Raw genomic sequence first — 11,697 nt, forward strand, 5'->3', positions numbered from 1 at the left:
AGGCTGGCTATTTCCAAAGGCCGCAATCGCTGCCCAGATGACCACCGGTGCCGCTGGAGGAGTCGGGATCGCACCAAAGCAGGCCGGGGGTGTTGAGCTGCTCGTGCTGGAACTCGGTGGATTTCAGAAATTGAGCATGGCCGTCAAACGAAGTGACGTTGCAACCGGAACGGTGGCGTGGGCTTGGTCCTTCCTCGTCGATAGGATAACTGGCGCCATCATTGAAGACCAGTCGCGGGTTGTAGGGAGGTTGGTCGCTGGGTTCCCAGGTTGCGAAGGCGGAGGGGTTCATATCTGAGAGTTTGTGGGTTTTGGAGGCTGGTGGCGCCATAGAGTATCCTATGATGGCTCCGTTCATAATGTAGCTGGAAAGTTGTTCCAGCCGTTCGGAAAAATACGGTGTGTTGGTGTAATCAGTGGGGCACCAATAAACTTTAACCTGTTTGACATACGGCCAAAGCAAACCGCCGGCATAGACTGCTTCTGGCGGATTGGAGGGTTCCGGCGGTCCACCGTTGGTGGGCGTGTATAACCAGCCTTGGAAGCGGGATCCCCAATTTGGCCACGGCATGAACTCGTGGTTATCGCTGGCGTACATCTGGAGGGCCAGCGCCAATTGTTTGGTTTGTCCCAGGCATTGAATCTGCAAAGCGGTGGCTTTGCTCCGGCTGAGTGCCGGGAGCAGCAGGGCTGCCAGAATCGCAACGATTGCGATCACCACAAGCAATTCGACCAGAGTAAAAGCGAACGAGGCCCGCGCCTGGAGACTGGCAGGCAGGTGAGTCTGGACATATCGTTTGCGGCTTGGAGTCATACGATTCCATTCATGGCATTTGCCTGCGCCGCTGACGCACAAAAAGCGTTACCGCCAGGCAGGCGGCCAGGGCAGAGAATATTCCCGCGCCAGCAAAAATTCCTGTCCGGGATCGTGCGGGAGTGGCAGTGACCGAGAAATTGTCGAATTGAGCAAAGCCGGAAGTCCACGGTCCTCTGATATTGGCAACAACCCAGACGTCTGCTTTGACAGCTCCCTTGGGGGCCAGGATGTTGGTTGCGGTCATTGTTTTGTATTGGGTCATTTCCGAATCACCGGTGCTTGAACCGACATTGAGCACTGTCTGGCCAAGAAAGTTATCCTTGCCCTCGCCGAAAAACCGTAAGTCCACGTCAATATTATCTCCCGGCTTGACCGTGTCGGGCAGCTTATAGGCAAACGACAGAGTGAAAGGCCCGCGATTGAGCCTCAGCGGGAACATTTCGCTGCGCAGATCGGCGTGATTGGTTCCGTAGGCGGAGGCATTCGTGATGCCGATTCTGAAATAATTATAACCCGTTGCCGGATCATCGTTCCCAATCGACACCGAACCGCCCCCAAGGACTCCAGAGTACCATGTGGCAAAACCGCTTTCGGCACCTGAATTTGCCGGACCGAGGAAACCCGGTTGATCTTTCGCCAGCGCCGGGATGGAAGTAATGCCTCGCGGTGCGATTGCGGCGACGGTTGCGCTTTCAATGGTCGTTTTGGCTTCGTGCATGAGGATATAAGTCATCAAAACATCCATCCAGCCCGGGCTCAAATCCTTGCTGTCCAAGCTCGGTAATTTTGTCAGCACGATGACGCGACCATGCCCGAAAGCCGTGCTTGCCTTGTCCATTTGTTTGAGTTGATGGTGCGCCATGGCTGAAACAAAATAAGTGTCTGCCTGGCACATATTCCACGCGCCATCCTCTGCCTTGGTCAGTTCTTTTTGAGCCAGCTCCATTGTTTTGATTGCGCGGGCGAAATGTCCCTGGCGATATTCCGACAAGCCTCTGGTCATGAGCCGCCAATGCAGCCACTCGCCATTTTTTGCAAGTGCGACGGCTTTTTCGGCCACTTTGGCGGCCTGGGTCAAATCGTCCGGACTGCCGGCGGCGGGCATCAGCAGGAAACATTTGGCTGTCCGCTCGGCAATCGGGGCGTTGGTGCTATTGCCAAAGCGCTGCAACATACCTTTGGAGTAGTTTCTGTATTCTCCCATATCCCCGGTTTGAACCAGGAGCGGCATCAACAAGAACCACGGTATGTGGTCGGAAGGGTCTATTTCGATCACTTGTTTCAGGTCGGTGGCGGCCTCCTGAAATCGGGCATTTTCACCGCGAAGGTAAGCGCGAATGAGAAGGATTTTGGCCTTCGGGATCGTTTTGCCATTGGTTTGATCCAGCAGGCGGTTCAGCGGTTCTTCCGCCTCAGCCAGCTTGCCAGCTCGCGCGAGAGCCATTGCCTGTTTAACCGAATCCTCGACGTTTAGTTCCTGGGCCGCCGTGGTCTGAGGGGCGATTATTCCACACAGGAGCGCAAAAACTGTTAATAAAAAATGAATCCGCCTGATCATAAGTAATTTTGCCGAGTTTTTTGGCTTCGGCAGCCGTTCCTCCTTCCATGCGCTTTTTGCAGGCCGATCCCCTCATCAAAATTGAAAAATCCATCCGGACGGGTTTGGGTCGTTTGTTTACAAGCAATGATTCAGCGCTTTAGCAAGGACCTGGCCTCCCTAACAGCCAGCCAGCAGATTAGCAACTCCTGATTGTAGGGGCTGAAGATGCCCTGTTCAGCGAACGGTCTGCGCTCGTCCGCCGGGAATGGTATTTGTGCCTCAGCCTCGCCAAACAGCTTCCGGGCTTCTGCTGGTTTGTTCTGGCGAAACAGGCTTATGGCCCTGAACAGCCTGGCGGTTCCCTGAACTTCGGGACGCTTATCAGCCATCGCCTGTTCCACTATTTTCAGGGAATGTTCGGCGGCAGCGTATTGGCCGTTGCGATATTCAGCCATGCCGAGTGCCAGTTGACCCCAATCGTTGGTATCGCCAAGCTCCACCGAGAGTTGTGCGAGGTGAAGGACCTTCGCCTGTCGGGCGGCATCCGCGGAGGGCAGCAGGCAATAGACTTTGGCCGCGCGCTCCGCATAAATGGCAGCGTCATGTTTCTCCATTTCGGTGTTGTTCGTTCTCTCCGGTTGATCAACAAGCCGGCGGCGGGTGGCTTCATAATTGGTGCCCTGACCAAACCACGCCTCCAAGGCAGCAAGCCGGAGTGAAGCCAGCGAGTTCGTTGGTTCCAGTTCGCAGACGTTTTCCAACAAGGCGGTCGCCTCCCGGCTGCGGCCCGCGGAATAGTAGGATCCCGCCAGCTTTCCCATTGCGTTGATCGTGTCCACGGTTGATGGACCGCTCATTTTGCGGCGAAATGTCAGCACCTCCTCACGCAGTTTGATAGCCTCTTCGATGCGGTGAACTCCCTCGTAAGAATCCGCCAGATTTTCCATCGCGCTAATCGTGTCGGGGGCTTCCAGACCGTGCACTTTGATGTTGAACACCAGTATCTGCTCCCGCAGATCGATGGCCGCGTGACGGCCAGCATCGTCAAAGGCAAAAATCGGCCGGTTATCATCCATCAACCCGACCGTAAAAGAGTGCTCTGACATATCCGAGAGAGATTTGGAGATGGCTTCCGATTCAGCCAGGCGCTGTTTGGCCAGGGTCTCAGCCCGGGTGGCACGAATGGCCTGCCAGACGCTGATGCCCGTGGTCGACACTAGCACCAAGGCTATCATGATGGCAGAGGCGAAAACTGTCTGGTTTCGTCGCCACGCCTTTTGCAGCCGATACATATTGCTCGGTGGCCGTGCCATCACCGGTTCGTTGTTGAGGTGCCGCACAAGATCAGAGGCAAGGCTGCTGGCGTTTTCATATCTCCGCCGGCGGTCCTTCTCCAGCGCCTTCATGACAATCCAATCCAGGTCGCCGGTCAGAAGCCGGTTGAGTTTGGCCGGCTCAGCCTGGCGTTGGGCGGCCACTGTCGTAAGCTCCTCGCGCGTGAGAGCGCTGAGGCGCGTGGATGGCTTTTGTGGATCTCGTTCCCGGACCAGCCGGAAGATTTCATCCAGGCCCGCCTTGTCAAATTCCTCTTTGGTCAGGGGCGTCTGGCCGGTGAGCAATTCGTAAAGCAGGACGCCGAGCCCATAGATGTCACTGCGCGTGTCCATGTCCAGCGCGCCCAACCCGGCCTGCTCCGGACTCATGTAGGAAGGCGTCCCAATCATCTGATGCAACCCGGTGAAGAGCGTCAACTCCGTGAGCCGTGCCTGCATCGCCTTGGCCACGCCGAAGTCAATGACCTTGGGCACGGGCGCGCCATCCACTTCGGTGACGAGAACGTTTGACGGCTTGAGGTCGCGGTGGATGATGCCTTTTTGGTGCGCGTGTTCCACGGCCTGGCAGACCTGGATGAACAACAGCAATCTTTCGCGCGTGGAGAGCTTGTTGGCGTCGCAATAATCCGTGATGCGGATTCCGCGCACGAGTTCCATCACGAAATACGGACGGCCATTGTCGGTCGCCCCGCCATCAAACACTCGCGCGATGCTCGGATGATCCATCATGGCCAGGGCCTGCCGCTCGGCCTCGAAGCGGGCCAGGACCTGCTTGGTGTCCATGCCGGGTTTGATGACTTTGAGCGCCAGCCGCCGCCGCACCGGTTCCACCTGCTCCGCCATCCAAACGGTGCCGAAGCCGCCTTCGCCAATGAGTTCCAGCAGCTTGTAGCGTCCAATCATCGCTCCGGCGCACTCGGCCCTGAAACTGGAGGGGAGTAGTTTCCCGGCCTGGCCAAGAAACTCCCCCGCCTGCTCATGCGCCTGCAATAGCGATTCCACCTGGCGGCGCAATTCGGCGTCGCCGTGGCAAGCTTCGGCCAGGTAACATTCCTGTTCCGACGGCGACTTCCGCAGCAGCGCCAGCGAGAAGATTTCCTTGAGGCGTTCAGAATCCAGTTCCATTAAATTGTCTCGTTGCAATTGCCCATCACTTCTTCCCTGCGCCGTTTTCCGGTCAATCCCCTCACTGAAGTTCAAGAAATTTATGCTGGAGGATTCTGCCCTTTTTGAATTTCCCGGAACAGCCAGGCCCGGGCGAAAGCCCAGGTCCGCTCAACCGTGCTGATGGAAATATTGAGTTCCTTGGCCGCCTGCTCCTGGGTGAGTCCGACAAAGTAACAAAGCTTTACCAGTTCGGCCGCGCGCGGATCAACCTCGGCCAATCCATCCAGCGCTTCATCCAGCGCCAGCAAATCGTCATCCGGCATGGGTGAGGCAATGTCCAACGCCTCCACGTCCACACGTTCCCATTGTCCGCCATGTTTCAGGCGTTTTTTGCGGCGGGCGTTTTCCACCAGGATGCGGCGCATGGCCTCCGCGGCGGCGCCGAAGAAATGCCGCCGCCCTTGCCAGCCCGGGTCTTCCTTGCTGACCAAGCGCAGATAGGCCTCGTGCACCAGCGCAGTCGCCTGCAGGGTTTGGCCCGGCTTCTCGTTCGCGAGCAGCCACGCCGCCAGCCGTCGTAGTTCACCATAAACCAAGGGCAACAACTTCGCCGCTGCCTTGGAATCCCCTTGCTCGACAGCGTTTAGAATAAGCGTGATCTCACTCACCAGGAGTGACGAATCCCAGAACAGGAACCTCAAATCAAGATCAAACGTACGACGGCATATGCTTCGGTCTACTTTCCTGGCGTGCCTTCGATCGTTGGCCCTGCTGGGTTACAAACTTTATTGTTTGTGTACACAAGCTGTACTTGAACAATAAAGTTTTATACCAGTAAAAGTTAATCATATAAACTCCAGCTGAATTTAGACCCGCAGGACTATGGAACGAGGCCAGAGGCAGTTGAAGTCCAAAAGGAAGCAATGCCTCAGGCGCGATCGCGGGCCAAGAACACCCGACCGCCGCTGCCTCATGATTACAAACAACTTTGTGCCTTGTGCCGGGCGGGCAAGCTGTTTGCCGTCCAGGAATGGTTCAAAACCCACAAATATAAGGAACCAACACAGCAAGGCTGATACAGCGTCTTGCGTTCGGGGTTCACCCATTGGCGTTTAAGCAGGATGGGCCGCGGTAGCCAATTCATGTCCAAGGCGAAAACATGACGCGGCAGTTATGAAATAGTTCGGGGTGACCTCGAACCTTAATCCTGGGTGACGAAATTGGCTGCAGAAGGATTAGGGTTTACGCAATCGGAAGAATTCCTGGGACTGCTGAGAGGAGATCGCTTTTCGTTTTTCCATCAAACTACCGGAGATGGTATATGGGCCGCTGACGGTCGTCCAAGAAGTGGCTGGAGACACATCCGTTTTGGATTCCAAGGTGAAGCCGGTGGCGTTGGTGGACCAGTTGATCACCAGTTGATTGGTTTCAACATGGATCGAAAGCGTTGGTGCATTCAGAGCCAATCCTCCGAACCGGAGCCGGAAGAACTGTCTAGCCAGGAGGTTTGTTTTTGGTTCCCGATGTTCGTAGAAGAAACCGGACGGGATATATGGGCCATTTACTGTAGACCAAACCGAGGTGACTGTAGCATTGCCGGTGGCTTCCAGCACATATCCCACATAATTTGTGCTCCAATAAACGACTACATCGTTGGGATCGAGACGAATGAATAATCCCGGTTTGCCGAATTGAGGTTGTGGCGCAGCAGCGACTGCGATGGAGCCGACAAAATCGATCGGGTCACCCGGAGTTGTCGGCAGGCGCAATGCAGTGCAGGCACAAACATCGTCAAAGAGCGGCAATACGTACAGGCCATTGGTACCATTTACAGTGCCTGCGCTAACCAGGGCATCACCAGACGGAGACCAGATTGCCCCATGCGGAAAGCCATTGGGAGCCGCATTGAGTCGCGTCATCTGGTGCACCCCGGTTCCATCCGAATGGACCAGATACAGATTCGTTCCCTTATCAACGGAGGAATAATCGTTACTATCCACGAACACCAGGTTTTGCCCGTCCGGAGACCATGATGGCCAACTTGCGCCAAAAACATTCAGATTGAAATGAACTCCTGTAGCGAGATCGGGAGTAGTCACCGAAATTCCTGGATTAAGGGCATTCGGGTTCAAATTAAAATAGGCAAGTCGACCGTCGAGAGGATTTACCACCGGAGCAACGTCAGCACAGTTTTCGTTCAGTGGTAAAAGTGCAAGTGAACCGTTGAGTCCCAATCGCCAAAGCTTGCAAGCATAGTCAATAACCAGATTGGTGCCGCTAAGATCCCAGTCATAGCTGACAATGCTGTTGGTATTAACGAGTATTCTTTGTTCAAGACCACTGACGAGATTCCTTACCCAGATGTTTCCTTGGCCGGCAAATGGGTTTCCCTCGCGCAGAAAAGCCATCCACTGCCCATCGTGCGAAACCCGCGGCCTGATTCCAGACGTAATGTAGTCGTCCCCTGCGCCGTCCAAATCAATCGACCAGATGCTGCCAGTAGTTCCCGAGCGGCGGCTATAAAAGATGGTTCCATTGTAGGAAATAGTAACCTGGTTCGTATTAAAGATTGGCGGGTTATTGGTGCCGGCAAATGGATCAACGATTAGCGGTTGTTCGGGGCCCTTGTTGTTGCTGGCCAGCAGGTACTTTGCCGACACCAGACTTGAACGAGAGTTGGCTGAGGAATTGGTTCCGTAATATTGAACAGTGGTGTCGTTGGTCAATTGAAATGTCGCCGCATATTGCTGCCACGCATTTGTTGGCCCGGTACGGTAGAACACCTTGTCGCTGGCATTGAGCGTGGAAAAAGAAACCTGGATTGGGCCGGGATAGCTGGCCGGAGGCGGTGTAATCGTAACGACGACTGGTTCTGCAGGGCGCGGACTGGCATAACTGAATAAAGAAATTGAATCCAGATACTGGTCCGGCACTCCATAGGCCGCACCTTGCGGTGGTGCACCGGGACTATTGGTGCTGGCATTTCCGAGGCCGGTGCTCGCGCCGGCATCACTCTCCTTGCGCACGTTTAAACTTCCCGGCAAACCGGTCACCAGCGTGCTCCAGTCGGGAGAACTTAAGGAAGCAATGAATCCGGGCGCGGAGGAAACAAAAGGTTCCTTCTGGAAAAGCCAGACATTGGCGCGGGTGGTATGCGAACTGATGGCCGGCAAATCTCCAGCGCTGATTTGCGTGTAACCGTTCCCGTTATATTGCATCACCTGCGCATGCACGGAAGTTACAGTCCCCGTCGGCGCGGTCAGGAGTGCAAATTTGTCATTTGTCAGTGGAACCAGTCCGGTGGCACCAGATCCGTTACGATATGCAGCACCCAATATCGGGGAGTTTCCAGGCAGGCGTATGCCTTGAATTCCATCGCCAAATTGCACTTGAAGAGATCCATCTCCGTTCGTGCCAGCCACGTAATAAACACCTTCAATGGCGTTCGTAAGCGAAATTGCAATAGAAGTTCCGAAACTCAATGCGCCGGAAATGTTTGTGAGCTGAACAATGGAAATATTGGATTGCCCGGGAACGTAGAAAGCAACTCGAGGCAGTGTTTCACCGTTGAATCGTCCCACTGCATAATCACTCAGTGGCGGCAGATTACTGTAAGTTGTCAGCAATCCGGGCGAATTGGTGAATTGCCAAATATGCAAGGTATCATTGGTTCCGCGAACCAGACCCATGGCAAAATCAAAAGCGTTCGTCCCGAGTTGCAATGCATTTGGTCGAGCGAAAATTCCGTTTTCATTGAATTGACCCGCAGGACTCGATGCCCCAAGTGAGAAGCTGGTTAGGTCCAGGCGCTCGCTGGGCAGGTTATTGTAGGAACTTGCAGACAGCAAATGGTCAAAGGAATTTCCCACGCCCCCGAGTGGTTTTTTCAAGCCGACCAATGAATGGGGTCCAAGGCCTGATGTTGTAATGACCACAGGTGATCCCGCCACATTTGTGTTGGACAGATCGACCAGCTTGATGCGGTTCAAGTCCGGTGACGTAACTGCTACGGCATCGCGATTTGTTTGCAGGAATCTTCCAATCGCACAGCCGGTGGCATTTTCGAGTCCGGTTACAAGCGGGGCGGACCAATAAAGAATGCCATTTGTATCCTGATAACCAACGCGAGCATTGCCGGTTGCCTTGTCCAGCACCAGCACGTCGATATTGCCATCCGCATTAAAATCGCCCGAGGCCAGGAACTCCGTGGGGGTTTCATAAACGACACCCGCCTCGGTCTGCCGAATGCCACCAATCATCAAAAGGGCGCATAAAAGGAGGACCAGTCGCATCCAGAACATGCTATCGACCGATTGAGCCCGTCGATGCGGTTCCATTTGCAAATGCTTCTGAGCATTCAAAGGTTTAAAATTGGAGGTATTTGCTTTCACTTTTTCCTCACAAATTTGGCGGAATATCGATCTGGCCGGCGGGTATCACTTCCGCCACTTCATGCTTCTGGTTAAAACGCACGACAAAATATTGATAACGGGCACCGCGTATTACAGGCTGTTGATCCCGCAAGTATAAAAAAGTTCCATTCGCATTGGAGATGGGATCAATTTCAAAGGTCGTCGCCAGCAGTCGGTCTGGAATAATAATAAACGACCCCTGCCTCGGGACAAATTGTACGTAATATGGGATTCGTTCCAGTAAGGGAGTTACCTGCACGAGGTTGCCGGAAACACGAGCGAACGTGTCGTTGGTCACTTGCTGACGATACACAACAATGGGCAGGAGCGACTCTCCCCGATGAGATGGATCGGCAGATTGACGCTTAAAAATCAATTCATGGGGATCATTCCTGGGATCTCCTGAGACAAAATTGTAGGTAATGAAATTGGTTGAGCGGACGTTGGAAATCAAATTATTGACGGTATCACAATTACCGATTCGAATTCCAACCGGATAGAGCGGATCCAACTGAAAATTGGCGTCCTTCAGCAAGACGGCGGCTACTCTTGGGCGAAAATAAGGCGCAACAGAGGGACTTAAATTGTCATCAAATATTTTTACGGCGGGCACCGGCCTGGCCGGCCAGGGAACGCTGGGCAGTACGATGGGTGGCTGCCAGGTAAACTTCCAGGCCGGAGATGAATCGCCCACGTTGCCTTGTGCATCCATGGCCGCCACGGAGATGGTGTAAGGCACACCGGCGAGAACATTAACAGGAAGTGTAAATTGTGGCCCCGGGCCAAAACCGGCTCCGGTCCGTGGAGTCAAATAAGCTTCATCGAAACGGAGGTATTTGCTGTTATTAATTAAACCGGCAAAAAGTGAACCTGGTTTGAAATTAATATGAGCCTTCAAAATAGGACTGGCAAAGCCGGAGGGTTTGCCACTTCCGGGTTGATCATCGCGGACAACTTTCACCTGGAAACGAGCCACTCCGCTTGTCGGACAAAACCAGGTGAGCGACACTTGAGGATTGGCGATGACGCCAATCGCCTGCGGTTCGGCCAGGATTGGCCGGGGCAATTTTGCCGGCTTCACCTGTTTGCACCCAATCGGTGACAATGGACTGCCATTGCCGTGCTCATCCAAAACCTGCACAAAGTAACAAAGCTGAGCAGCACTTGGAGGCATGCCATCGTCGGTGCGAACGACCTGTTTGTTAGGATTGGCCGGATCAAATACCGCCGCACCCTGCGCCACGAGACTGAGCGGCCCATCATCCACGCTGCGGTAAATTCGATATTCACGGGTTCGCGGTGTAAGTTTGAAACGAATACGTATTGGCGCTATCGGCCCTCCGTCCGCTGCCTGCGCAACATGCTGTGCGCAATCTCCGGTGCTAGGTAGATTCACAAAGCATCCCTGGAAAGGCGGCAAAGCCTTGAGCACGCACGGCGGATAAGGCACCCAATAGAGGCCATTCGTATCCGGAGTAAATACGCCGAGGCTGGACCAGACTGAATTGGTATAAACCTGAATTAAAAGTGAAGCGCCAGAATTAAAATCAAACTGCATCCCCACCGTTCCACTCGGATCAACGACGACAATGAAAGGATTGTGACAAGAAGTTCACCCGTGGTTTAGTCCAGTCAGGAGAGGATCATTTACTGTCAGTGCAGTCTCAACCAACTGACCGGGCAAGGAAGAACGCTTCACGGATTTGATTGGTGGCAACGGGTGACCCGAAATGGCAACTCGCCGGAGCCGAGGTTATTCCATAATAAGTGCCCGCCACGCACGTCGCATCCATGAGGAAATTCGTTCCCCCGACGGGAAGCGAATAATCCGCCTGAACGGTATCACCATCAGGTGGAAAATAGAGTGGACCAAAAGTTTGGGAAGGATAACTGATGGGCTGGTTTAAATAATTGGTCACCGAGATTTGCACCCAGGCAATTCCTGGATCGCGCCGCTGAACGGTAATCCGCATGTTGTAATTTGCAACGTCCGGTCCGTTCGCATTGGTGAGTAAATTAAACTGTTTAAACGCGATGATGGGTGTGCCACAACTGCCCACGACATCTCCCGTGGTGGCAACTGGTCCGTCACGTTGCCGCAATACTCCCGAAGCCGGCCCACTATTGGGTGAAAACAAAGGTGTGCACGCGGCCTGGCTTACCGCACGCACCGTATACCAGTAAGTGCTGACTCCAGCCACGGTGGGTGCATTCGTGCTGCTATCCAGGTAACTGTTTACATTGGTGTTGCTGATATGTGTTACCACCCCCACTCGATTGCTCAGTGGTGTCACTTCATTCGTCAAAGCCAACGTGGGATTCGACCAACGATAAATCCAGTATTCGCTGACGAGATCGTTGGTATCATTGTTCTGCTGCCATGAAATCAACAACCGTTGCTGATTCGTAACTGCTCCGCCACCAAGCGGAAGTATTTGAACGTTGTTTGCCACTTTAACTCCGCGTGGAGCCTGCGGCGGAAGACGG

At 54.0% G+C, this 11,697-nt stretch carries 7 protein-coding genes; all 7 read right to left on the reverse strand.

Translation table 11 applies throughout. The annotated features are described in order from the left end of the window. Positions 1-7: 7 nt before the first annotated feature. Entirely contained in the window at positions 8-814 is an 807-nt protein-coding gene (locus CFLAV_RS03685) for a prepilin-type N-terminal cleavage/methylation domain-containing protein (RefSeq protein ID WP_007413276.1), read from the reverse strand. Between the two features lie 10 nt (positions 815-824). Continuing rightward, entirely contained in the window at positions 825-2,375 is a 1,551-nt protein-coding gene (locus CFLAV_RS03690) for a tetratricopeptide repeat protein (RefSeq protein WP_007413277.1), read from the reverse strand. A 131-nt stretch (positions 2,376-2,506) separates the two neighbouring features. After that, the gene (locus CFLAV_RS31770; RefSeq protein ID WP_007413278.1) at positions 2,507-4,816 is read right to left on the reverse strand and encodes a serine/threonine-protein kinase; all 2,310 of its coding nucleotides are present in this window, start codon (positions 4,814-4,816) and stop codon (positions 2,507-2,509) included. 80 nt (positions 4,817-4,896) lie between these two features. After that, positions 4,897-5,466: a sigma-70 family RNA polymerase sigma factor gene (locus CFLAV_RS03700; RefSeq protein ID WP_007413279.1), complete on the reverse strand. Its 570-nt coding sequence runs from the start codon at positions 5,464-5,466 to the stop codon at positions 4,897-4,899. Between the two features lie 567 nt (positions 5,467-6,033). Beyond that, the gene (locus tag CFLAV_RS03705) at positions 6,034-9,189 is read right to left on the reverse strand and encodes a TolB family protein (protein ID WP_040546711.1); all 3,156 of its coding nucleotides are present in this window, start codon (positions 9,187-9,189) and stop codon (positions 6,034-6,036) included. A 7-nt stretch (positions 9,190-9,196) separates the two neighbouring features. Then, a complete protein-coding gene (locus tag CFLAV_RS03710; RefSeq protein ID WP_007413281.1) occupies positions 9,197-10,768 on the reverse strand; it encodes a hypothetical protein in 1,572 nt (523 codons plus the stop codon). A 106-nt stretch (positions 10,769-10,874) separates the two neighbouring features. Continuing rightward, a partial coding sequence (locus CFLAV_RS03715; protein ID WP_007413282.1) for a hypothetical protein occupies positions 10,875-11,697 on the reverse strand: 823 nt, incomplete at its 5' end.

This window comes from Pedosphaera parvula Ellin514, from assembly GCF_000172555.1.
Classification (GTDB): domain Bacteria; phylum Verrucomicrobiota; class Verrucomicrobiia; order Limisphaerales; family Pedosphaeraceae; genus Pedosphaera.